General features: G+C 71.7%; 19 protein-coding genes. 9 read left to right on the forward strand and 10 right to left on the reverse strand.

What is annotated here, in order from left to right; all coding sequences use genetic code 11:
• Positions 1 to 66: 66 nt before the first annotated feature.
• From ltrA to glnA, 3 genes are all read right to left on the reverse strand, one after another.
• Positions 67 to 1251 (reverse strand): group II intron reverse transcriptase/maturase, encoded by a 1185-nt coding sequence (ltrA, locus tag ACYVOO_RS30765; RefSeq protein WP_461018997.1) that lies wholly within the window; start codon positions 1249 to 1251, stop codon positions 67 to 69.
• Between the two features lie 718 nt (positions 1252 to 1969).
• Positions 1970 to 2497, reverse strand: coding sequence for a hypothetical protein (locus ACYVOO_RS30770; protein ID WP_461018998.1), 528 nt, complete (start codon positions 2495 to 2497; stop codon positions 1970 to 1972).
• 285 nt (positions 2498 to 2782) lie between these two features.
• Positions 2783 to 4198: a type I glutamate--ammonia ligase gene (gene glnA, locus ACYVOO_RS30775; RefSeq protein ID WP_453346468.1), complete on the reverse strand. Its 1416-nt coding sequence runs from the start codon at positions 4196 to 4198 to the stop codon at positions 2783 to 2785.
• 202 nt (positions 4199 to 4400) lie between these two features.
• On the opposite strand from glnA, the gene ACYVOO_RS30780 reads away from it, so the two are divergent.
• Positions 4401 to 4871, forward strand: coding sequence for an RDD family protein (locus ACYVOO_RS30780; protein ID WP_453346469.1), 471 nt, complete (start codon positions 4401 to 4403; stop codon positions 4869 to 4871).
• Positions 4872 to 5106: 235 nt separating this feature from the next.
• Here the strand turns inward: ACYVOO_RS30780 and ACYVOO_RS30785 are convergent, their stop codons facing one another.
• The 4 genes from ACYVOO_RS30785 to lipB all read right to left on the reverse strand — a co-directional run bounded on the left by ACYVOO_RS30785 (position 5107) and on the right by lipB (position 8212).
• Entirely contained in the window at positions 5107 to 5817 is a 711-nt protein-coding gene (locus ACYVOO_RS30785; protein WP_461018999.1) for a DUF4191 domain-containing protein, read from the reverse strand.
• 10 nt (positions 5818 to 5827) lie between these two features.
• Positions 5828 to 6097, reverse strand: a complete 270-nt coding sequence (locus tag ACYVOO_RS30790) for an SCO2195 family GlnR-regulated protein (protein WP_461019019.1) — start codon at positions 6095 to 6097, stop codon at positions 5828 to 5830.
• A 235-nt stretch (positions 6098 to 6332) separates the two neighbouring features.
• Positions 6333 to 7271: a lipoyl synthase gene (gene lipA / locus ACYVOO_RS30795; protein ID WP_453346472.1), complete on the reverse strand. Its 939-nt coding sequence runs from the start codon at positions 7269 to 7271 to the stop codon at positions 6333 to 6335.
• 131 nt (positions 7272 to 7402) lie between these two features.
• Positions 7403 to 8212 carry a lipoyl(octanoyl) transferase LipB gene (gene lipB, locus ACYVOO_RS30800; RefSeq protein ID WP_461019000.1) on the reverse strand — a complete coding sequence of 270 codons (810 nt, stop codon included), beginning with the start codon at positions 8210 to 8212 and terminating at the stop codon, positions 7403 to 7405.
• Between the two features lie 233 nt (positions 8213 to 8445).
• Between lipB and ACYVOO_RS30805 the strand changes: the two genes are divergently transcribed.
• A complete protein-coding gene (locus tag ACYVOO_RS30805; protein ID WP_461019001.1) occupies positions 8446 to 10215 on the forward strand; it encodes a regulator in 1770 nt (589 codons plus the stop codon).
• Positions 10216 to 10290: 75 nt separating this feature from the next.
• On the forward strand, positions 10291 to 10650 hold the full coding sequence (locus ACYVOO_RS30810) for an arsenate reductase family protein (protein WP_461019002.1): 360 nt from the start codon (positions 10291 to 10293) through the stop codon (positions 10648 to 10650).
• 563 nt (positions 10651 to 11213) lie between these two features.
• Here the strand turns inward: ACYVOO_RS30810 and ACYVOO_RS30815 are convergent.
• Positions 11214 to 12434 carry a sensor histidine kinase gene (locus ACYVOO_RS30815; RefSeq protein WP_461019020.1) on the reverse strand — a complete coding sequence of 407 codons (1221 nt, stop codon included), beginning with the start codon at positions 12432 to 12434 and terminating at the stop codon, positions 11214 to 11216.
• A 688-nt stretch (positions 12435 to 13122) separates the two neighbouring features.
• Positions 13123 to 13509 (reverse strand): hypothetical protein, encoded by a 387-nt coding sequence (locus ACYVOO_RS30820; RefSeq protein WP_461019003.1) that lies wholly within the window; start codon positions 13507 to 13509, stop codon positions 13123 to 13125.
• A 198-nt stretch (positions 13510 to 13707) separates the two neighbouring features.
• Between ACYVOO_RS30820 and ACYVOO_RS30825 the strand changes: the two genes are divergently transcribed.
• The 4 genes from ACYVOO_RS30825 (at position 13708) to ACYVOO_RS30840 (ending at position 17639) form a co-directional block, all read left to right on the forward strand.
• A complete protein-coding gene (locus tag ACYVOO_RS30825) occupies positions 13708 to 14490 on the forward strand; it encodes a hypothetical protein (protein ID WP_461019004.1) in 783 nt (260 codons plus the stop codon).
• A gap of 157 nt (positions 14491 to 14647) precedes the next feature.
• A complete protein-coding gene (locus ACYVOO_RS30830; protein ID WP_461019005.1) occupies positions 14648 to 16162 on the forward strand; it encodes a PepSY-associated TM helix domain-containing protein in 1515 nt (504 codons plus the stop codon).
• A 176-nt stretch (positions 16163 to 16338) separates the two neighbouring features.
• Positions 16339 to 16737 (forward strand): 5-carboxymethyl-2-hydroxymuconate Delta-isomerase, encoded by a 399-nt coding sequence (locus ACYVOO_RS30835; protein ID WP_461019006.1) that lies wholly within the window; start codon positions 16339 to 16341, stop codon positions 16735 to 16737.
• Positions 16734 to 17639, forward strand: a complete 906-nt coding sequence (locus ACYVOO_RS30840) for a Gfo/Idh/MocA family protein (protein ID WP_461019007.1) — start codon at positions 16734 to 16736, stop codon at positions 17637 to 17639. The genes ACYVOO_RS30835 and ACYVOO_RS30840 overlap by 4 nt, the downstream gene beginning before the upstream one ends.
• Positions 17640 to 17800: 161 nt before the next feature.
• Here the strand turns inward: ACYVOO_RS30840 and glnII are convergent, their stop codons facing one another.
• Positions 17801 to 18820 (reverse strand): glutamine synthetase, encoded by a 1020-nt coding sequence (gene glnII / locus ACYVOO_RS30845; protein WP_461019008.1) that lies wholly within the window; start codon positions 18818 to 18820, stop codon positions 17801 to 17803.
• Between the two features lie 310 nt (positions 18821 to 19130).
• Between glnII and ACYVOO_RS30850 the strand changes: the two genes are divergently transcribed.
• Positions 19131 to 19793, forward strand: coding sequence for a LuxR C-terminal-related transcriptional regulator (locus ACYVOO_RS30850; RefSeq protein ID WP_461019009.1), 663 nt, complete (start codon positions 19131 to 19133; stop codon positions 19791 to 19793).
• A 140-nt stretch (positions 19794 to 19933) separates the two neighbouring features.
• Positions 19934 to 23488, forward strand: a complete 3555-nt coding sequence (locus ACYVOO_RS30855) for an alpha-N-acetylglucosaminidase TIM-barrel domain-containing protein (protein WP_461019010.1) — start codon at positions 19934 to 19936, stop codon at positions 23486 to 23488.
• Positions 23489 to 23931: the final 443 nt, after the last annotated feature.

A 23931-nucleotide genomic window follows, 5' to 3' on the forward strand; every position in this document is an offset into this window, starting at 1 on the left:
CGTTTCCAGTCCCCGCCGCTTCAAACCGTGCATGCAGTTCTCCCGCACACGGCTTTCCGACATCGTTCACCGACTGGCATGCGCTGTCGCCCTGCGTACGTTTCCGGTAAGGCGGTAGACCCCGAGCCGTGTGATCCACTTATAGGTGTAACGAGTGGCCCAGTTTCGGCCCGCTCGGCCATGTTTCCGGCTGGTGAGGATCGCCAGCCACTCATGGACGTAGCCGTCGACCGCGTTGAACTTCCGCCCGGAGTTCCCGTTGCGGAAGTACGCACCCCAGCCCCGCAGGACCGGGTTGAGATCGGCGACCACGGCAGCCACCGGCCGCTCGCTCTTCGAGCGGCCGGTGGCTGCGCGGATCTTCTCCCGCAGCACCCGAATCGCTCTGGCCGAAGGCCAGCGCTGCAAGTAGAACCTGCCCCGCCATTTCCACGACTCGACTTTCCGGTGGTGGAATCCAAGGAAATCAAAGCCCTTCCCGCCTCGGGTGAGACAGGTGATGCCCGACTTCTCGGGATGTAGTCGCATCCCCAGTTGCCCGAGCACCAACGCCGCCAATTCCCGGGCTTGTTCTGCCCGTTGCCTGGTCGGCGACAAGACCACGAAGTCGTCGCAGTACCTCACCAGCACTCCCAGCCGGCGGCCCTCGTCCTGCCACACCTCGTCGAGGACATGCAGTGCGATATTCGCCAACAGCGGGGAGATCGGTGAACCTTGCGGGGTTCCCGCCCCTGTCAGAGAGGTCACCCCGCCCTCCAGGACGCCCATCCGCAGCCAGGACCGGATCAGCTTCAGCATCGGCCGGTCCACCACGCGCCGGGCCACCTGGGCCATCAGCGCGTCGTGATCGATCGTCCCGAAACAGTCCCGGATATCGGCTTCGAAAACCCAATCCCGTCGTTGATTGGCGGCGACGCGCACAGCTTCGCACGCGTCGATCGCCGACCGTTTGGGCCGGAAACCGTAACTCGCCTCGGTGAACTGGGCCTCGAAGACCGGTTCAAGGACCAGTTTCACGGCCGTCATCACCACCCGGTCCGCCACGGTGGGAATCAAAAGCGGCCTGGACTCGCCCGGCCGCCCCGGTTTGGGAATCTGGACCCGCCGCAGTACCGACGGACGATACGTATACGTCCGCAGTTTCTCCGACAGGTCCTGGAGGAACACATCCACCCCCGAGGCTGCCACCGAGTCGACGGTCACACCGTCCACGCCGGGGGCTCCCCGGTTCGCACACACACACCGGCCCATGCCCGCCGAAGAACGTCCATGCGGTGGACATGGCTATACAGGGCATGAAACCGGCGTTCGGGTTCTTGCTTGGCACAGCGGTAAAGCGTCCGCTGCAAGGCTCGGACCTTGTCCAAAGGACGGCCGCCCGGCCCTGCGGCGCCTTCCTCCCGGCGGATGGAATTAGCCGATACGGCACTCATCCGGGTCCCTCCCTGTTCGCGATCCGCATCGATGAAGCAGGGGCCCTTCGCTCCCGGCGGGTTGTGTTGTCCCGCCGATCACCACTACTACGACCCCCTCCGACTGCCTCTCGGCAACCCACCATTTCCCGGTTCTGCCGGTTATAGGCAAGTCACGCTTCCCGGGCCGCACACCCGGGGCCGAGGAGGCTCTCTCCAGTTCCCAGGACAACCTTCTGACCATTCCACGCCCCTTACGCCGAGAGGTTCTTCGGCGACCGCCCCAGGTTCAAGATCACCTTCCGTGGCCTTCGCCGAACAAGCACAGGCTCGGCTCCTCCTTGGCCCGTCCGCGGGCGGGGGTTAAATGACGACGCTGCAGGCTTCACTTCATGTTGCGGACTGGTCAGTCGCACGCCCCCGAAGGGCGCTTGTCACTCCACTTCGACGCCACCATTTCGAGTGACGCCGGGAGTCAGCTACCGGGGACCCTGGTGTCTCCCCGGGCCGGACTTCCACTGGCTGGCCATCCTGAGCTTGACGTCCGGTTACATCATTCACACCCCTTCTGAGCTGCGGTGACGCCCGGACTGCTGGACGTACGCATGCCTTTTTACCGGATCCCAGGCGGACTCTAGCCACCCCTGTTCAAGGCAGGCGAACAGCGCCTGCGCCTCACACTGATTCGCTTGCGCCAGGTCAGCGGCCAACCCACGCTCAGTCGCGCTGGTCCGGGAAGGGGTGAACCGGGATACCTCACCTGCGACGGCGCTAAGGGCGACAACCGACCTGTCGAGACGCTGCAACAACTCTGGAAGTCGCTTCCCGACCGTCGCGCCGGAGGCGGTCCGCAGGAGCAGGATTTCCATCGCCGTCTCGTCGGTTTCCTGCTGAAGCCTGGGCAGATCGGCGCCCTTCAGTACCGACTTCCACTGCGCGCGGGTCACCGGTATGAAGGCAACATCCTGCTGCTTCGTCGGCAGCGCATGAGGCGCGGTGAGCTTCAGACGTCCGATCAGTGCTTGCGCAGCGGCACGGGATTCTCGTTCGACCGTGCCCAGTTGGCCGGGGAAAACTATGTCCACCAACACAGGATGTCACCGACGCCTGGGCCGAAGCCCACCCTTTTCCTTGATCGCCCGCACGCACCGAGGGTCGGTACAGGACACACGCTGCAGAGCGAGACCGCCACCCTGATGAGAGTGACGGCCTCGCTGTTGCTGACGCTACGTCAGAGAATCAGTCGGGCGGTGCACACGCGGTGCACAAGGGGGTGGAGAACAAGCGGGAACAACGAGCACTGCTGAGCAGTGTCTTCGCAGGTCAACGCATGTTCCCAGGTGCCCTCCCAGGTCGCCCGACCCCGCTCTTTAGATGTCGAAGTACAGCTCGAACTCGTGCGGGTGCGGGCGGAGCTGCATGGGGGCGATTTCGTTTGTGCGCTTGTAGTCGACCCAGGTCTCGATCAGGTCGGAGGTGAAGACGCCACCCGCCTGGAGGTACTCGTTGTCCGACTCCAGGGCCTCGAGGACGGCCGGGAGGGAGGTCGGGACCTGGGCGACGCCCGCGTGCTCCTCGGGGGCCAGTTCGTAGAGGTCCTTGTCGATCGGCTCGGCCGGCTCGATCTTGTTCTTGACGCCGTCCAGGCCCGCCATCAGCAGCGCCGAGAAGGCGAGGTACGGGTTCGAGGACGGGTCCGGGGCGCGGAACTCGACGCGCTTGGCCTTCGGGTTCGAGCCCGTGATCGGGATGCGCATCGCCGCGGAGCGGTTGCGCTGCGAGTAGACCAGGTTGACCGGGGCCTCGAAGCCGGGCACCAGGCGGTGGTACGAGTTCACCGTCGGGTTGGTGAAGGCCAGCAGCGACGGGGCGTGCTTGAGGATGCCGCCGATGTAGTAGCGGGCGGTGTCCGAGAGGCCCGCGTAGCCCTGCTCGTCGTAGAAGAGCGGGGAGCCCTCGCTCCACAGGGACTGGTGGACGTGCATGCCCGAGCCGTTGTCGCCGAAGATCGGCTTCGGCATGAAGGTCGCGGTCTTGCCGTTGCGCCAGGCCGTGTTCTTCACGATGTACTTGAAGAGCATCAGGTCGTCGGCGGCGGCGAGCAGCGTGTTGAACTTGTAGTTGATCTCCGCCTGGCCCGCGGTGCCGACCTCATGGTGCTGGCGCTCGACCTGGAGACCGGCCTTGATCAGCTCGGTGCTGATCTCCGCGCGGAGGTCGGCGAAGTGGTCGACGGGCGGGGCCGGGAAGTAGCCGCCCTTGTAGCGGACCTTGTAGCCGCGGTTGCCGCCGTCCTCCAGGGCGCCGGTGTTCCAGGCGCCGGCCTCGGAGTCGATCTCGTAGAACGCGCCGTTCGCCTTGGTCTCGAAGCGGGCGCTGTCGAAGACGTAGAACTCGGCCTCGGGGCCGAAGAACGCGGTGTCGGCGATGCCGGAGGAGGTGAGGTACGCCTCGGCCTTCTTCGCCACGTTCCGCGGGTCACGGCTGTACTGCTCGCCGGTGATCGGGTCGTGGATGAAGAAGTTGATGTTGAGGTGCTTCTCCGCACGGAAGGGGTCCAGGCGAGCCGTGGACAGGTCAGGCACGAGCGCCATGTCGGACTCGTGGATGGCCTGGAAGCCGCGGATCGACGAGCCGTCGAACATCAGGCTCTCGGCCGGGTCGAAGGTCTCGACCGGGACCGTGAAGTGCTGCATGATGCCGGGCAGGTCGCAGAAGCGGACATCGATGTACTTCACATCGTTGTCCGCGATGTACTTCTTGGCCTCGTCGGCGTTCTGGAACATCCAACTCCTCCTAGTCCCGCCGCGAGGGGACGGGAATTGCTGCGGGGCGCAGGCCAGTGCGGTGGCGCGCTGATGCCCGACCATAAGCAGAGGCCATTTCTCAAGCATGACCCGTTTGTTTCGCCGATGTTAACCAGGATACGAGCGTCGGCCCCTGGTGACCTGCGGGCAAGGTCATTTTCCCGCGCGTTACCGTTGACGGGTGGACAACAGGGAAGCAATCGGCTCGTGGCTCTCAGGACCCCGCGCCACCGCAGAGGACATGGGCGCGGACTTCGGCTACCGCGGTGAGCGGCTCGGCCTCCCCCAAGAGGGCCCGAACTCCATCGCGCCGGTCGGCCGCCGCTTCGGGGCCATCTTCATCGACTGGGCGCTCTGCGTGCTGATCGGCTACGGACTCCTCGCGGGCCGCGATCTCCAGTCCGCCAACAACTGGGCCCTCGCCGTCTTCCTCGTCATGAGCCTGCTGACCGTCGGCACCATCGGCTGCACGCCCGGCAAGCGCCTCCTGGGGCTGCGCGTCATCGCCGTCGACGGGCACGGCAAGCTGCCCCTGTGGCGTACGGCCGTACGGACGGTGCTGCTCGGCCTCGCCATCCCCGCGCTCATCTGGGACCGCGACAGCCGCGGCCTCCACGACCGCCTCTCCGGCGCGGTCCAGGTCCGGATCTGACCGGTTCAGGACCTGATCCGATCGGTTCGGGTCCGGAGTCGACCAGGCACGGCCGTGGACGCGGCGACCGCTTCCGCTACGGGCGCTACGAGTGAGGGCGGCACGGGAGCGCTACCGCGCCTCGTGCCGCCCTCACCCTTGTTGCGGTCCTTCTACGGCCCTCGTACGGCCCCTGTCGTACGGAGCGGTGCCGGTTCAGCCCGCCCCCGCGCCGTATACGACAGCAAGTGTCCGGTCAGCGACCGCCGCCCTGGCCGCCCTTCGGCATCCGCATCCCCTTGGGCATCGGCCCCTTCGGGATCGGCATGTTGCTCATGAGATCGCCGAGCGCACGCAGGCGGTCGTTGACCTCGGTGACCTGGCCGCCCGCCAGAGTGCGCGGCAGCTTCAGCATCTTGGTGCGGAGCTTCTTCAGGGGCACCTGGCCCTTGTCCTCGTCGTCGCCCACGACGATGTCGTGCACCGGTACGTCGGCCACGATCCGCGCCATCTTGCGCTTCTCGGCTCCGAGCAGCGAGCGCACCCGGTTCGGGTTGCCCTCGCCCACCAGCACGATGCCCGCCTTGCCGACGGCACGGTGGACGACGTCCTGGTTGCGGTTCATCGCGACGGCCGGGGTGACGTTCCAGCCGCGGCCGATGTTCTCCAGCACCGCGGCGGCCGCGCCCGGCTGGCCCTCCATCTGCCCGAAGGCGGCCTTCTCTGCGCGTCGCCCGAAGACGATCGCCGCCGCCAGGAAGCCCAGCAGGACTCCCAGGATGCCCGCGTAGACCGGGTGGCCGATCAGGAAGCCGATCGCGAGGAGGACACCGAAGGTGACAAGCCCCACGCCGGCCAGGATCCAGCCGATCATCCGGTCCGCACGCCGGGTCATCTTGTACGTCAGGGCGATCTGCTTGAGCCGCCCTGGATTCGCAGTGTTCTCTGCGTTGCCCTTCCTCGCCATGCGGGGAAGTTTACGTGGCGGCCGGAGTCCGGGTCTTCGCGGCCTCCAGAATGCGCTGTGCCTCCGTACGCGCCTTCGCTCGCTGGCGGTCCTCCAGGACCGCTGTCCAGGCGTTTCGGCGCGCCGTCAGGTTGCCCCGGCGCAACAGCAGGCTCTCCAAGCTTTCCAACGCGCGCAGCGTGGTCTGCAAGGCGGATCCCCTCCGTGGAGTGGCGTGTGGGTACGGAATGAGCTGTGCGGGTACTGCGGTCGTGCGTGTGCCGCGGTCGTGCCGTGCCAGTCGTGCTGTGCGGTGCTGTGGTGCTCGGGTCCGTGCCGGGCGTGCGCCCGGTCACGCGCCCGTGGCCCCCGTACATCCCCCGTACTCCGCGTCAGTCCAGCGTCACGTTCCGGTGTTACCAGCGCATGACCGGAGGGTCAAAGACTTCGAAAGGATGTGCGTCGAACCTCACGCCGTATTCGCGCCATGCTGACGCCGCGCTGACACGCGGCTCGGGCGGCGGAAGGCGGCGGCGCTACGCCACCTTCGCGCCGCGCGCCTCGACGGCCTGCTTGTAGAGCCGCCCCGCGCGGTACGAGGAGCGGACCAGCGGTCCCGACATGACGCCCGCGTAGCCGATCTCCTCGGCCTCCTGCTGGAGCTCCACGAACTCGTGCGGCTTCACCCAGCGCTCCACCGGGTGGTGGCGGGGCGTGGGGCGCAGGTACTGGGTGATCGTGATCAGCTCGCAGCCCGCCTCGTGGAGATCGCGCAGGGCCTCGCTGACCTCTTCGCGGGTCTCCCCCATGCCGAGGATGAGGTTGGACTTGGTGACCAGGCCGTCCTCACGGGCGCGGGTGATCACCTCCAGCGAGCGCTCGTAGCGGAAGCCGGGGCGGATGCGCTTGAAGATCCGGGGAACCGTCTCGACGTTGTGCGCCAGCACCTCGGGCCGCGAGGAGAAGACCTCGGCGAGCTGCTCGGGCACCGCGTTGAAGTCCGGGATCAGCAGCTCGACGCCGGTGCCGGGCATCATGGCGTGGATCTGCCGGACGGTCTCGGCGTAGAGCCAGGCGCCGCCGTCGTCCAGGTCGTCGCGCGCGACGCCGGTGATGGTCGCGTAGCGCAGCTCCATCTGCTGGACGGACTCGGCCACGCGGCGCGGCTCGTCGCGGTCCAGCTCGGCGGGCTTGCCGGTGTCGATCTGGCAGAAGTCGCAGCGCCGGGTGCACTGCTCGCCGCCGATGAGGAAGGTGGCCTCGCGGTCCTCCCAGCACTCGAAGATGTTGGGGCAGCCCGCTTCCTGGCAGACGGTGTGGAGCCCCTCCTTCTTCACGAGGCTCTGGAGGGCGTTGTACTCGGGGCCCATTTTCGCCCGGGTCTTGATCCACTCGGGCTTGCGCTCGATGGGGGTCTGGCTGTTCCGGACCTCCAGGCGGAGCATCTTGCGACCGTCGGGTGCGACAGCGGACACGTCCGGCTCCCTACGTACTTACGTACTTTCGATTCCTCGGCGCCCATAAGGGTACGCCTGTGCTTCTCCGGGCTCCGGGGGTCGCCCCCCGTCGGTTCTCAGTGCTGGTTCAGTGCTGGCTTACTCGGGTCTCACACCGCGCGCGGCAGCGGTTCCGTGGACTCCAGGACCTCGCGCAGGTGTTTCTCCACTACAGGAAGCACTTCGGCCACCGGGACATTCCTGCCCAGCTCGTTCGAGAGCGAGCTGACGCCCGCGTCGCGGATGCCGCAGGGGACGATCTTGTCGAACGAGGTGTTGTCGGGGTCACAGTTCAGCGCGAAGCCGTGCATCGTGACGCCCTTGGCCACGCGGACGCCGATCGCGCCGAGCTTGCGGTCCTCGCCGCGCTGGCCCGCGTTCGACGGCGCGTACTCGGGGCCCTTGAGACGGGCGTCGAACTCGTCGTCCTCCCCGTCGCCCTGCCCGGCAGCCCCGTCGAGGCCCGGCGCCAGGTCCAGCGAGAGGCCGCCGGGCGACGGGCGCGACTCCACCGGGTCGCCCAGCACCCACACACCGCTGCGCCCCTCGACGCGGGTGACCTCCAGGCCGAAGTCGGCGCAGGCCCGGATCATGGCCTCCTCCATCCGCCGCACGTGCGCGATCACGTCCACGGGGCGGGGGAGCTTCAGGATCGGGTAGCAGACGAGCTGGCCAGGACCGTGCCAGGTGATCTTGCCGCCGCGGTCGACGTCCACCACGGGGGTGCCGTCGAGCGGGCGCTCGTTGTCGGCGGTGCGCCGTCCGGCCGTATAGACCGGGGCGTGCTCCAGCAGCAGACAGGTGTCGGGGACCTCGTCCGCGAAGCGCGCGGCGTGCACCCTGCGCTGCTCCTGCCACGCCTCCTGGTAGTCGACGGCGTCCCCGCCGAACCCCAGGTGGACAAAGCGCAGCTCGCTCACGACAGCTCCTCCTACGGTGTGCCGGGCTCCGGATCGCGGAGGCCCGGGATCGCGCCCTGGAAGCCACTGTACGGCCGTCCCCGGCGGTCCTGGCAGGCGCCCGTCGGCTCACACGTACGGATGAATACGCGACGAAGAGGCCGAGGGATGTACGAGGGGCCGTTACATTCGCGCCGTTCCGCAGGGCGCCCCGGCGTCTGCCGCAAGCCGTAGGGCAGGAGACCGTAAAGCTGATGACGATGGAACGACCTGGGAGCGCTTCCTCCCAGTCCTCCCCACAGCGCATCCCCAACCGCCAGCTCGCCGCACTGATCGCCGAGGCCGGGTTCTCCAACGCCGGGCTCGCCCGGCGCGTGGATCAACTCGGCCTGGAACACGGTCTCGATCTCCGCTACGACAAGACCTCGGTGACGCGCTGGCTGCGCGGCCAGCAGCCGCGGGGCACGACGCCCGCGCTGATCGCCGAGGTCTTCACCCGCAGGCTGGGACGTCGGCTGACCGCGCAGGATCTGGGGCTCGACGCGTGCGCGCCCGTCTACGCGGGCCTGGAATTCGCCGCGACGCCCACCGAAGCGGTGGACATCGTCAGCGGCCTGTGGCGCAAGGACTCCGGCAGCCATGCCGAGCTGCGCAAGATCGCGTTCACCCCGGCCGGGCTCGTGGTGCCCAGCCGCGACTGGCTGATCGGCCGGGCCGACGAGCGCGTCGCGCGCGGCGACCCGGAATCGGGCGGCCCCGGCGGCGGACCCGGCGGGCCGCCGGGAGGGGCGCCCGGAACCCCGGGGGCTCCGGGGAACAGGGCGCGGGTCCCCGCGCAGCTACGGGGCCAGGGCGGTCCGGGCCCAGGTCCGGGTCCGGGTCCGGGGCAGCCGTCCGCCTCGCCCGTTCCGGCGGGCGCTGGCGTGCACGGCTCCGCCGCGCACGGGTCCGGCCACGGCCCCGGGCACGCGGGCTACCCCGGGCGGCGCCCCGCGCCCGGCGGCGCGCACGCGCTGACCGCCTCCCCCGCCGCGGCGCCGGGGGTCACGGCTGCCGCCGCCACCTCGGCGGCGACGGCGGCCTCCCGGATGGACCGGGTCGAGCGCGGTCCAGGACAGCGGGTGAGCGCCGGGGACGTCAACGCGCTGCGCTCGGTCTGCGAACTGTTCCGCGCCCTCGACCACGCCTACGGCGGCGGCCACGCGCGCCAGGCCCTGGTGCGGTATCTGGAGCACGAGACCGAGCCGATGCTGCGCGGGGTCTACGGCGAGCAGGTCGGACGCAGGCTCTTCGGCGCCGCAGCCGATCTGACCCGGCTCGCGGGCTGGACGTCGTACGACATCGCCGCGCACGGCCTCGCCCAGCGCTATTTCGTCCAGGCCCTGCGGCTGGCCCAGGCCGCGGGCGACCGCGCCTACGGCAGCTACGTCCTGGTGACCATGAGCCGCCAGGCCGTGTATCTCGGACACGGCAGGGAGGCGGTGCAGCTCGCGCGGGTCGCGCAGCAGGGCGTGGGGACGGCGGCGCCGCCCGTCGTCCAGGCGCTGCTGCACGCGGCGGAGGCGCGCGGGCACGGGGTGCTCGGCGAGGTCAGGGCGTGCACGGCGTCGCTGGCGCGGGCCGAGCGCGCGCTGGAGACGTCGCGGCCCGGTGCGGGCGAGGAGGTGCCGCAGTGGGCGCGCTTCTTCGACGAGGCGCAGCTCGCCGACGAGTTCGGGCACTGCCACCGCGACCTCCAGCAGTACCGCGCGGCGGCCCAGCACGCGGAGCGCTCGCTCCAGTTGCGCGGGACGGGGTACGCGCGCAGCCGCCTCTTCTGCCGCGTGGTGCTGGCCACGGCCAGGCTCGGGCTCGGCGAGATCGAGCAGGCGTGCACGCTGGGCGCCGAGGCGGCGCAGCAGGCGGCCGAGATGCGGAGCGTGCGGGCGCACGAGTACGTACGGGACTTCGAGCGCCGCCTTGAGCCCTACCGCGACGCGGCGCCCGTGCGGGGCTATCGCGAACGGGTCGCCGCGCTGGGCTGATGCGGCGCCCCGCCCGCCCCACCCCCTCCCCTGCCGGGGGTGGGGCGGGCGGTCGCGGGTCGTTACCGTGGGTGCATGGAGATCTGGATCAACCCCGCCTGCTCGAAGTGCCGCGGCGCGCTGAAGCTGCTCGACGAGGAGGGCGCCTCGTACACGGTGCGGCGCTATCTGGAGGACCCGCCCGGACCCGACGAGCTGCGTGCCGTGCTGGAGCGGCTCGGGCTCGAACCGTGGGACATCGTGCGGACGCAGGAGGCCGAGGCCAAGGAGCTGGGGCTCAAGGACTGGCCGCGCGAGGCGGACGCGCGGGAGCGCTGGATCCGGGCGCTGGCCGAGCACCCCAAGCTGATCCAGCGCCCGATCATCACGGCGGACGACGGCACTGCGCTCGTCGCGCGCTCCGACGAGGCCGTACGGGACGCGCTCTCGCGCTGAGTGACGGACGGGGCGGGCGGTGTGACGGGGCGGAGCCGACCGGGCACCGCCCCGTCACACCGGCCCGGTCACGCCAGCCCCGTCACACCGACCCCGTCACACCGGCCCGGTCACGCCGACCCCGTCACGCCGGCCCGGTCACGCCGACCCCGTCACACCGGCCCGGTCACACCGACCCCGTCACACCGACCCCGTCACACCGGCCCGGTCACACCGACCCCGTCACACCGACCCCGTCACACCGGCCCGGTCACGCCGACCCCGTCACACCGACCCGGTCACGCCGACCCCGTCACGCCGACCCCGTCACACCGGCCCGGTCACGCCGACCCCGTCACACCGGCCCGGTCACGCCGACCCCGTCACGCCGACCCCGTCACACCGGCCCGGTCACACCGACCCCGTCACACCGACCCCGTCACACCGACCCCGTCACACCGACCCCGTCACACCGGCCCGGTCACACCGACCCCGTCACACCGACCCCGTCACACCGACCCCGTCACACCGACCCCGTCACGCCAGCCCCGTCACGCCGACCCGGCGCCGTCGGCCCGGTTCCGTCAGCGTCTGGGCCGCAGCACGCAGGGGATCTCCATCGTGACCATCGTCGGCCCGCCGGGCGGGCTGCTCACCGCGAGGATGCCGTCGAACTGGCCGAGCCGCCGCTCGATGCCCGCCATGCCCGAGCCCTTGGCGAGGTCGGCGCCGCCGCAGCCGTTGTCCGTGACCGCGATGCGCAGCATGCCGCCCGCCGACTCGCTGTAGTGGACGTCCAGCCAGACCCGCTCGGCGCCCGAGTGCTTGGCCGCGTTGGTCAGCACCTCGCTGATGGCGAAGTACGCCGCCGACTCGACGGGTTCCTCGAAGCGCCCCCGCAGTTCGATGTCCGTCTCCACGGGGATCTGCGTGCGCAGCGCGAGCGCTTCGGCCGCGTCGCCGAGACCGCGCTCGGCCAGTACCGGCGGGTGGATGCCGCGGACGAGGTCGCGCAGCTCGGTCAGCGCCGCCGCCGAACTCGCCCTGGCCTGCGCGAGCAGCCGCTTCGCCTGCGCCGGGTCCTTCTCGATCAGCGCCTCGACGGTGCCCAGGCTCATGCCCATGGACACCAGCCGCGCCTGGGCCCCGTCGTGCAGGTCGCGTTCGATGCGGCGCAGTTCGGCGGCCGACGAGTCGACCGCGTCGTGCCGTGTCTCGTACAGCCGCTCCACGCGCTGCGCCAGCTCGGCGCCCCGGCTCGGCGAGATCATCAGCTTGACGAGCAGGAAGTGCGCCTTGATGAGGGGCACGTTCACCCGCAGCGCCACGGCGAGCAGGGCGGTCCCCAGGCAGGCGCACAGCACGGCGCTGAAGAAGCCGGTGACGGGGATGAAGGCGTACCAGTAGCTGTCCCGTACCGCCTGCCAGACGCCCGCGAGCAGGACGTAGCCCCACACGCCGTAGGCGACCAGCGCGGGCGGGAAGACGGCGCAGACGAAGCCCGCGACCGCGTCGGTGAGCAGCCAGGCCAGATCGCGCCAGGTGGCCGGGTCCTTGAGCAGGTACGTGCAGCGCTCGACGACGCCGGTCACCCCGGTGCGCAGGTCGCGCGGGAGGGGGCGGTACGGCGCGGGCACGGGGAGGCCCGCCCACTCCAGCGCGAACGCGCGCCGCTGGTTGGCGTGCATCCGCACCAGGCTGGTCACCAGGGGCGTGGTGAAGACGCCGACCCCGACGAGGATCAGCGCGATCGACACGACGCTCAGGATGAACAGGGCGAGCGAGGCGCCGATGGACAGGCCCATCAGCGTGAGGCCCTGGACGGCGGCGATCGCGGCGTCCCTGGCGCGTTCGGCCAGGCTCGGGCGACGGCGCGCGTGCGGCGTGGCGTCGGCGGGTCCGGTGCTGCGGTCGGGTCCGGTACTGGTGCCGCTGCCGGTGCTGGTGCCGGTGCTGCGGTCGGGGCCACTGTCGGTGCCGCGATCAGCGCCGGTGCCGGTGCCGCGGTCGGTGGCCGTGCCCGTGCCCGCGCCCTCCCGGCCCTGTTCCTCGCGCCCGTTCCCGTGCGGCTGGCTCGTCACGTCGCTGCTTCCTCTCCCCTGCCCGGTCCGGGCCCCGTCCCCGTCCCGCGCCTCGCGCTTCCGCGTCCAGTCTGCGGTGCGCGGCACACCGCTGGCACGGGGACCGGCACCCGGACCGGGGTGTACCTAGCGCCACCCCCGTCCGCCGCCGTCCGCGCCGGTGACGGAACGCGGGACACATAGCGGAAAGGCCGCCCCTTTTGGAGGGGCGGCCCTTCGGTGTTCGGGGTGTGTCGCCTCATCGCGGTGCCGACCAGTGTGTACGGCCGGCCCGCGGCCAGGGGATGGCGGGGAAGAGCCGTCGGTGGCTGCTCAGGGCTGTCCTCCGCGACCAGCCTGAGCACGCTCCACCGGGATCACTCCGGCCTCTTCACCTTCACCTTCACACCGGCGACTTCGCGACGGCGGTCCCTCAGTGGTCGTTGAGCCACTTGTAGGTGTAGGACGTGCCGCCGTTGCCGTCGAGATTGATGTAGGTGTTGTTGCCCTCCATCAGGTTGTACATGGGGCCCTGGCTCGCCCTGCGCGACTTGCAGGTGCCGGTGCCCGTGGTGACGGTGATCGTGTAGCCGACGTCGCCGGGGCTGTTCTCGTAGACATTGGCCTCTGCCGCATGCCCGTTCTTCGACGTGTCGCACACCTTGACGATGTCGCCGTGCTCCTCGAAGTAGACACGCGCGCCGTCGTACGTCCTGGTGTGGTCCCAGTTGATGGCGGAGGCGCTTCCGGCGCTGAGGGTGACGGCGGCGCCGGCGAACATGAGCGTGCCGATGGTCATGCGGGTTCTGCGAAGCTTCATCTCGCGTCTTTCTTGTCGGCGATCGAATTCCAGTTCGTGCGGAACGGGACGCTAGCCGCACGCGAGTGCTGCGTACATGGATCCCGGATCTGGTGACAGAGCTGAGACAAGCGGGACTGCGGCGCAGCACCGTGACCGGTGTGCCCAGCCGGTGAGCGGCCGACGTCGAGAGGCCGAAGCGTGGCAGGATGCCGCCCGATGAGCGGCACCGTCACGCCTCCGCTACGCACCGCGCGCGCTTTCCTCTTCGCCGCGGTGTGCGTGCTGCTCGCCGGGGCCGGACACGCGACGGCGGCTGGCCACGGCCTCCCGCCACGGGTGCTCGGCGCCGCCTTCGCCGGGGTGGCCGTGCTCGGCTGGCTCGGCGCACGACGTCAACGCGGGCCGCTCGCCATCGGGGGCGGGCTGCTCGGTGCGCAGGCCGCGCTCCACCTGCTGTTCGGCCGTCTCGCGGGTACGGGGCACCAGTCGCATGGCGGTCACGCCGCACCCGGTGGCCATGGCGGGCGGCACGGTGCGCACATGGCGCACTCCCCCATGGGCTCCCCCGGCTCCATGGGCTCCATGGACGCGGGTGCCGCCGGGTCCGGTGCCGCAGCTGGTGCTGGTGCCGGTGCCGGAGGGCCGGGCCCCTCGCAGTGGGCGGAGCTGCTCGGGCCGACCGGGCACGGCTCGGCCACCATGCTCGCGGCGCATCTGCTCGCCGCGCTGCTCTGCGCGCTGTGGCTGTGGCGCGGTGAGCGGGCCCTGTTCGGGCTGCTGCGTGCCCTTGCCGCACTCGCCCTGCCGCCGCTCGCGCTGTGCGCGGCGGTACGCGGCGCCTGCGCGACGGCTCCCGCACCGCGCCCCGTACGGCGCCGCTCGCCCGCGCGGACCCCGCGTCCTCCGTGCGCGCTGCTCCTCCACACGGTCTCCCGCCGAGGTCCGCCGACGGGCCCCGCACCCCGCTCCACCACGCCCGTCGCTCCGGCACCCGCCTGACGTCTGACGTCCGACGGCCGAGAGGTCCGCCGGCAGCCGGGGGCGTGGCACACCACACCCGACTCCGCGCGGACGGCCGCCCCGTCGGCCCGTCGATCCGTCGGCCCGCAGGTCATGGACGCGCGCGTCCGCGCGGCGGCAGACCGGAGGACCTCGCATGTCCGTAGAGACCCCAGACACCCCGGAGACCCCACCGCACGACCGGCCCGGTTCGGGCGCGGCACGCGCCGAAGGGACGCCCGCGCCCACCCCCTCCCCCCGCGCCGGAGGCTGGCAGGCGCTGCGCCCGCTGGTGCTGCGGCTGCACTTCTGCGCGGGGCTGCTGATAGCCCCGTTCCTGCTCGTCGCGGCGGTGACGGGGCTGCTGTACGCGGCCTCGTTCCAGATCGAGAAGGCGGTGTACGCGGACGAGCTGACCGTCGACGTTCCCAAGGGCGGCCCGCACGGCGACCCCGCGCGGCTGCCGCTCTCGCGCCAGGTCGAGGCCGCGCTCGACGCGCACCCGGACGGCGAACTCACCGCCGTACGCCCCTCGTCGGAGCCGGAGGCGGCCACCCGCGTGCTGCTCGACGACCCGAGCGTGGCCGACCCCGACAACTCCCTCGCCGTCTTCGTCGACCCCTACACCGCCAGGGTCCAGGGCGCGCTGGAGAGCTACGGCAGCTCGGGGGCGCTGCCCGTGCGGGCGTGGATCGACCACCTGCACCGTGATCTGCATCTGGGCGAACCCGGGCGCCTCTACAGCGAGTTCGCCGCGAGCTGGCTGTGGGTCGTGGCCCTGGGCGGAGTCGCGCTGTGGCTGGGCAGGGCGCGCGGGCAGCGCAAGCTGCGCGGGACGACGGGCGCCCGCCGCACCCTCTCCCTGCACGGCACCGTCGGCCTCTGGGCGGCCCTCGGGCTGCTCGTGCTGTCCGCGACGGGGCTGTCCTGGTCCGCGTACGCGGGCGCCAACATCGAGGCGCTGCGGACGAGCGTGGGCAGCGCCACACCGACGGTCTCGGCCGACACGGACACCGGCGAGGGCACCGGCACCGGTCACGAAGGGCACGGGAGCGGCGGCGACCACAGCGGCCACGGGACGCACGAAGGGCACGGGGACGCACACGCCGGGCACCCCGCCGAGCCCGAGGACGTCGGGCTCGACCGCGTCCTCACCGTGGCCCGCGAGGGCCAGGGGCTGAGCGGCCCGATCGAGATCACCCCCTCCTCGGGCCCCGGCTCCGCCTACGTCGTCGCGCAGACCGACAAGCAGTGGCCGCACCACCTGGACCAGATCGCCGTCGACCCGTCCGACGGAAAGGTCGTCGACCGGCTGGACTTCAAGGACTATCCGCTCCTCGCGAAGCTGACCCGCTGGGGCATCGACGGCCACCAGGGCCTGCTGTTCGGGCTCGCGAACCAGGTGCTGCTGATGGCGCTCGCGGGCGCGCTGATCACGCTGATCGTGCTCGGCTACCGCATGTGGTGGCACCACTGCGTACCCCCTCAGCGCGGTGCGTGGCGCCGGGTCCCGCTGCCGACGCTGCTGCCGCTGGTCGCGGTGGCCGCCGTCGTCGGCTGGTTCCTGCCGCTGTTCGGTATCGGCCTGGTGGCGTTCCTCACGGTGGACGCGGTGCTGGGGGTGCGGGCGCGCCGCCGCGCGCGCACGGCCCGTACAGCCCGTACGGACTGAGCCCTTCCGCACCCGCCCCGGGACCGGTCGCCTGTCCGGTTCCGGGGCCCGCTGAGAGGGCTCACGGACCGCCCCGGCAGCCCGGTTGCGCCGGGCGAGGGGCGCCGCGAGGCGGTACCGCGCCGACCCGCGCAGGGCCACGCCTTCCACACAGTCACCTCCTTTACCCTGCCCCCATGCCGCATATCACCGTCGACTACTCCGACACCCTCGCCGACACCTTCGACCGCAGGGGGTTCGGGCTCGCCCTCCACCCGCTGGTCGCCCGGACGATCGAGGGCACCGTCGCGGGCTGCAAAACCCGTTTCCGGCGGATCGACGAGTGCGTGCTCGCGGACGGCGCCGACGACATCGCCATGGTCCACATCGAGGTGTCCCTGCTGTCGGGGCGCACGCCCGAGGTGAAGGCCGAGCTGTCCCGCGCCGTCCTGGGGCTGGCCCGCGACCACATCAAGCCCACGCCCGGGTTCGCCCTGCACACCTCCGTCGACGTGAGCGACCTCGCGCGCGGCTCGTACGTCAGCCACGTCAGCCACCACGACCAGGGGGCCTCGGTGTGGAGCGCGGGCGCGTGAGGTTCGGGCTGCTGGGCACGGGCCCCTGGGCGCGGCGGACCCACGGGCCCGCGCTCGCCGCGCACGAGGGCGTCGAGCTGGTGGGCGTGTGGGGGCGGCGCCCTGAGGCCGCGCTGGAGCTGGCCTCGGAGCTGGGGACGCGGCCCTACGACGATGTCGACGCGCTGTTCGCCGACTGCGACGCGGTCGCCGTCGCGCTGCCCCCTGACGTGCAGGCCCCGCTCGCGGTGCGGGCCGCCGAGGCGGGCTGTCATCTGCTGCTCGACAAGCCGGTGGCGACGACGGTCGAGGGCGCGCGCGGCGTCACGGCGGCCGTCGACCGTACCGGAGTGGCGTCCGTCGTCTTCTTCACGCTTCACTTCAGCGAACCGTCGGCGAGCTGGCTGCGCGCGCGGCGCGCCGAGGAAGGCTGGCTGCTGGGCCGGGCCGACTGGCTCTCGCCCGTCTTCGGCGGCGGCGACTCGCCGTACGCCGCTTCGCCGTGGCGGCGCGAGCGCGGCGCGCTGTGGGACATCGGGCCGCACGCGCTCTCGGTGCTGCTGCCGCTGCTCGGCGACGTCCGCTCGCTGGACGACGTGCACGCGGCGGGCGGACACGGCGACACCGTCCACCTGACGCTGCGTCACACCAGCGGCGCTTCGAGCACGGCCACGCTCAGCCACTCCGTACCGCCCGAGGCGTCAGGGGTCACGGCCGAGGTGCGGGGCACGGCCGGGGTGGCGGCACTGCCCGAGCGCGACGAGGGCCCCGCCGAGGCGTTCGCCCGTGCGATCGACGCGCTGATCTCTGCGGCGAGCGGAACGGGTGTGGAAGCGGCAGCCGAGGCGGGTCCGCCGTGCGACGTACGCCTCGCGCAGCGCGTGACCGAGATCCTCGCGCGCGCCGAGGCGGCCCTGCGCTGACCCTGTGTCCAGGCACCACGACCACGTGGCGTGTCCCGGCCAGGAGGAGCAGGCCGGGACACGCCACGTCGTTCGCACCGGGACTCCGCACGTCCCGGCCGCCCGCCCCCGCGGCCCCGCCCGCTCAGGGGCCGGACCGCGCGGCGGGAGCCGTCAGGCCGTCAGACCTGGCCCGCCTTGTCCAGCGCGGTGCAGCAGGTGTCGACCATCAGCCGGGTGACGACGTACGGGTCGACGTCGGCGTTCGGGCGACGGTCCTCGATGTAGCCCTTCTTCTCCTGCTCGACCTGCCAGGGGATGCGCACGGAGGCACCGCGGTTCGAGACGCCGTAGCTGTACTCGTTCCAGGGCGCGGTCTCGTGCGCTCCGGTCAGGCGCTCCTGGCTGCCGGTGCCGTAGTTCGAGACGTGCTCCATGGGCTTGTCGCCCTCGCCGAGCGACTCGCACGCGGTGATGATCGCGTCGTAGCCCTCGCGCATCGCCTTCGTGGAGAAGTTGGTGTGCGCGCCCGCGCCGTTCCAGTCGCCCTTGGCGGGCTTGGCCGCCAGCGTCGCGGAGACGCCGTAGTCCTCGGCCGTGCGGAAGAGCAGCCAGCGCGCGATCCACATGTGGTCCGAGACCTCCAGCGGGGACAGCGGGCCCACCTGGAACTCCCACTGGCCCGGCATGACCTCGGCGTTGATGCCGGAGAGGCCGAGACCGGCGGCCAGGCAGTGGTCGAGGTGCTTCTCGACGATCTCGCGGCCGAAGACCTCGTCGGCGCCGACGCCGCAGTAGTAGCCGCCCTGCGGGGCCGGGAAGCCGCCCTCGGGGAAGCCGAGCGGGCGGTCGCCCTCGAAGAACGTGTACTCCTGCTCGATGCCGAAGATCGGCTCCTGCGCCGCGAACTGCTCGGCGACCGGGCGGAGCGCGGCGCGGGTGTTGGAGGCGTGCGGGGTGCCGTCGACGTTGAAGACCTCGCACAGGACGAGGACGTTGTCGCCGCCGCGGATCGGGTCGGGGCAGGAGAAGACCGGCTTCAGCACGCGGTCGGAGTCGTGGCCCTCGGCCTGGTTGGTGCTGGAACCGTCAAAGCCCCAGGTGGGCAGCTCTTCACTGTCCGCCAGGATCCTGGTCTTGGAGCGGAGCTTGGCGGACGGCTTGGTGCCGTCGATCCAAATGTACTCGGCCTTGAAGGTCACGGTGTCGTCCTCACGGGTGCGGGGCTGTGCGGGCGGACTCCGGAGCGCTGCCCGACTGATCGCCGTGCGGCGGCTCCGGGCTCGCGGGCACTCTCCGAGCCCTGCGTGAAGCACCTTCACAACCAGCCGTTTCTCATCCGTTGCTCTTGTGTGAACCAGATGTAAACGCCTGTTCGGACGGGGTACGGCCGTCCCGTGAGCCCCGTCACGCCGCCGCCGCTCAGCCCGGCCCCCGGTAGATTCGGCGCTGTCCCGCCGTCGGCGCCCGTGCCGGTGCCGGCGGGCCGAGTAAGGCCACCCTGGAGATCGCGTGCGCGTTGTCATCGCCGAGGACCTGTTCCTGCTGAGGGACGGGCTGGTCCGGCTGCTGGAGGCGTACGACTTCGAGATCGCCGCCGCCGTGGACAACGGCCCCGAGCTGACCCGCGCGCTGGCCGAGCTGGACCCCGACGTGGCCGTGGTCGACGTCCGGCTGCCGCCCTCGTTCAGCGACGAGGGGCTCCAGTGCGCGCTGGAGGCGCGGCAGCGGCGCCCCGGGCTGCCGGTGCTCGTGCTCTCGCAGCACGTGGAGCAGCTCTACGCGCGGGAGCTGCTCGCCGACGGCAACGGCGGGGTGGGCTATCTCCTCAAGGACCGGGTCTTCGACGCGGAGCAGTTCGTCGACGGTGTGCGGCGCGTCGCCGAGGGCGGCACGGCGATGGACCCGCAGGTGATCCAGCAGCTCCTGTCGCGCCGCGCGAAGGACGAGCCGATGGGCAATCTGACGGCCCGTGAGCGCGAGGTGATGGAGCTGATGGCGCAGGGCCGGTCCAACGCGGCCATCGCGAACCAGCTCTTCGTCACCGAGCGTGCCGTCGCCAAGCACACGTCCAACATCTTCGGCAAGCTCGGCATGCCGCCGTCCGACGACGACAACCGGCGTGTCCTGGCCGTACTGGCCTATCTGGACAAGGGCGGCTCCGGGCCCGGTTAGCCGAAGGATCCGGCGCTGTCGGATGACCTGGTTAGACCATCGCGGGAGACCACCGCCGACCCTCCGCGCGTGGTCTCGACCGCCGTTGATCACATGATTACGCTTCCCCACCCCTCGACCGGACGAGAGAGGTGAGGACTGTGGAGCTCAGCAGACGGCACGTCCTGGGAGTCGGAGCGGTTGCGGCCTCGGTGGCGGCGACGGGAGGTAGGGCGATCGGTGCCGGACGGGTGGTGCACGCCGCAGCCCCCGCTGCGGACACTCTCGGACCGGCGCGCGAGGCGGTGGCGCGGCTGCTGCCCGACCACAGCGGACAGATCCGTATCAGCGAGCTGACGGACTCCGGGGGCGCGAGCACCGGCGGGAACACGGGTGGAAGCACGGGCGGCGACACCGGGGGGAGCACGGGCGGCGACACCGGCAGCGGCGACACGGGCGGCGAGCCCGGCGCGGACCCGGGCGGCGACCCCGGCAGCGCGGACACCGGCGGCGCGGACACGGGCGGCGACTCCGGCAGCGCGGACACCGGTGGCGGCGACGCGGACGGCTGGGTCGGCGGCGGCTCCGGCGACTGGTTCGACGACACGAGCGACGAGAAGGGCGGCGACCGGAGCCGCAAGGCGCAGGGCCCGCGCGAGCGCTTCCGCGTCACCGGCACGGCGGGCGCGATCGAGATCGCGGGCACCGGCCCCGTCGCCGTGCTGACGGGCCTGCACTGGTACCTCAAGTACACGTGCGCGGCCCACATCTCCTGGGCGGGCACCCAGCTCGACCTCCCCAAGACGCTCCCGGCCCCGGCGGAGACGTACGAGCGCGAGGCCACCGTCCCGCACCGTTTCGCGCTCAACGACACCCACGACGGCTACACGGCGCCCTACGCCGACTGGCCGCACTGGGAGCGCTTCATCGACGTGCTGGCCGTGCACGGCTGCAACCGCGTGCTCGTGACCGTCGGCTCCGAGGCCGTGTACCACCGGCTCCTCAAGGACTTCGGCTACAGCGACGCCGAGGCCCGCGCCTGGATCCCCGCACCCAGCCACCAGCCCTGGTGGCTGCTCCAGAACATGGCCGAGTACGGCGGCCCCATCAGCGCCGGGCTGCTGAAGCGGCGCACCGAACTGGCGCAGCGGATCGTCAAGCGCATGCGCGAGCTGGGCATGAGCCCGGTGCTGCCCGGCTACTTCGGCACCGTCCCCGGCGACTTCGCCAAGCGCAACTCCGGCGGGCGCACCATCCCCCAGGGCACCTGGAACGGGCTGCCCAGGCCCGCCTGGCTCGACCCGCGCACGAAGGTCTTCCGCAAGGTCGCCGACGCCTTCTACCGCCACCAGCGGACGCTCTTCGGCGAGATCGGCCACGTCAAGATGGACCTGCTCCACGAGGGCGGCGACCCGGGCGACGTCCCCGTGCCCGAGGCGGCGCGGGCCGTGGAGGACGCGCTGCACCGCTCCGTGCGCGACGCCACCTGGGTCATCCTCGGCTGGCAGGAGAACCCCCGCCGCGAGGTCCTGGAGGGCGTCTCGCGCAAGGAGCGCATGCTCATCGTCGACGGCCTTTCCGACCTGGAGCGCGTCACGGACCGCGAGAAGGACTGGGGCGGGGTCCCGTACGCGTTCGGCACCATCCCCAACTTCGGCGGGCGCACCACCCTCGGCGCCAAGACCCACATGTGGACCGAGCGCTTCACCCAGTGGCGCGACCGGCAGGGCAGCGCGCTGGCGGGGACCGCCTACATGCCCGAGGCCACCCACCGCGACCCCGCCGCCTTCGAGCTGTTCAGCGAGCTGGCGTGGCGGCGCGAGGCCGTCGACCGCAAGGCGTGGTTCGACGACTACGCGCGGCTGCGCTACGGCGGCGACGACAGCGCGGCACGCCGGGCCCTGACGGCGCTGCGCGACACGGCGTACGAGATCAGCAGCACCGACGGCCGCCCGCACGACTCCATCTTCGCCGCGCGCCCCAGCCTGGAGGCCCGCTCCGGCACCTACTTCGCCACCCACACCCCGGCCTTCGACCTGCCGGACTTCGACGGGGCACTGGCCGGGCTGCTGGCCGTCAAGCAGCCACTGCGCGGCAGCGACGCCTACCGCTACGACCTGGCCGACGCCGCCCGCCAGGCCCTCGCCAACCGCTCCTGGCTGCTGATCGGACAGCTCCAGTCCGCCTACCGCGCCAAGGACACGGCCGCGTTCCGCAAGCTCGCCACGCTCTGGCTGAAGCTGATGCAGCTCAGCGAGGACATCACCGGCACGCACCGCTCCTTCCTGCTCGGCCCCTGGCTGGAGGCGGCACGCAACATGGCGGGCTCCGCCGCGCCAGGGCGGGCCCGCGAGGAGCCCATGTCCGCCGCGATGGACCCCTGGGCGGGCGCCTGGGCCGAGGGGGGCGGGCACGCCACGGCGGACGAGATGGCCGCCGCGCAGGAACGCTTCGCCGCGTCCGAACGGAAAGCCGCGTCCGAGCGGGCCGCGCTGGAGCGCACCGCGCGCGTGCTCATCACCACCTGGGCCGACCGCCCGGCCGCCGACCCCGGGCGCCTCGCGAACTACGCCAACCGCGACTGGCACGGCCTCATCGGCGACTTCCACCTCCCCCAGTGGCGGGCCTACCTCGAAGAGCTGGAGGAGGCACTGAAACAGGACAGGGCGCCCAAGAGCTTCGACTGGTACGCGCTGGAAGAGCCCTGGACGAAGAAGACGGACACCCACGCGCTGCGGCCCGTCGGCGACACGCACCGCACCGCGCAGCGCGTACACGACGCCCTCGCGAAGGCCCCGTACCAGGGCAGCCTCAGCGTGACGGCCGACCCGCCCGCGCTGCCCGCGGGCGGCGACGGCGAGCTGAAGGCCGTCTTCCGCAACGAGAACGGCCTGCGCGCCACCGGCGCCGTCGACCTCTCCCTCACCGGACTCGACGGCGCCAAGCCCCAGGACCCCACCTCCGTCAAGCGCGTGGGCCCCGGCGCCCGCGCCACGGTCCGCTGGCGCGTCCCCGCACCCGACCGGCCACTGAAACGCCCGCTGGAACCACTGCCCTACAAGCTGACGGTCGAATACGGGCCCGAGGGCGAGAGCCGCGTCCGTACGCGACACGACGGGACCCTCTACGTCGGCGGCCCCCTGGACCGGAGCCTGCGCACGGCGACCAGCAACGACGCCGTCTTCGGCCAGCTCAAGGACCGCTTCGCCATCAACGGCGCGGGCAAGGACCTGTGGAAGGGCACGGAGGAGTTCGGCACGGTCTACCGCGAGGGGGCGCTGCGCGACGGGGACTCGGTCACCGCGAAGGTGACCTCGCAGGAGGCGACCGGGCCCTGGGCACGGGCCGGGCTCGTCGCCCGCAACACGCTGGCCGCGCCCGGGGGGCAGCGCGCCGCCGACACCTCCCCCGGCTTCGTCAACCTGGCGGTCACCCCCGCCAACGGCGTCGCCCTCTCCTACGACTCCGACGGCGACGGCACGCTCGACACGTACAAACGGGTCACCGGCGTCAAGGCGCCCGTCACCCTGCGGCTGTCGCGCAAGGGCAACGCGTTCAAGGGCGAGCTGTCCACGGACGACGGGAAGTCGTGGCGCGAAGTCGCGACGGTGAAGGTGCCCCAGGCAAGCGACGCGATGGACGCGGGCCTCTTCATGACCGCCACGAACGGTGGCTCCGCGGCCCGCGGCCAAGCGGAGTTCAGCGCCTGGCACTGACCCCTTCGCGGGGCGCGGAAGGAAACACAGGGTTGCCCCTTCACCGGTGGCGCCCCTTCACGGGGTGCGGGGTGAAGGCCACACGGGGTGCGCGTTTCTCGTGGGGGTGCGCCTGGTGTGGGTGCCCCTTTGGGGTTTCGTTCGCGTGTTGCGGGCCGGTGGCACGGGTTGTGCCCACCCGTCCCGCCCGCGGGACGATTGCCCACAACATTTTTGGCGCCGTCGCACGGGGCGCTGGGCTGGGCTGGGCGCCGTGTTCGGCTGCCTGGCCGGTGGCTTCGGCGCGGCCTATGGACCGGTGCGTCGCGGCTGGCGCCGCGTGATTCCGGGTTTCCACCGTGGTTGTGGGCGCGTGGGTGGGGGGTGTCCGGTGCCGGGGTGGGGTGTCTCCTCGGCGTGAAGGTCTCGCGTTCGGCTCTCCGCCGGTGACTTTCTCGACCTGC

The organism is Streptomyces daliensis, from assembly GCF_054782395.1.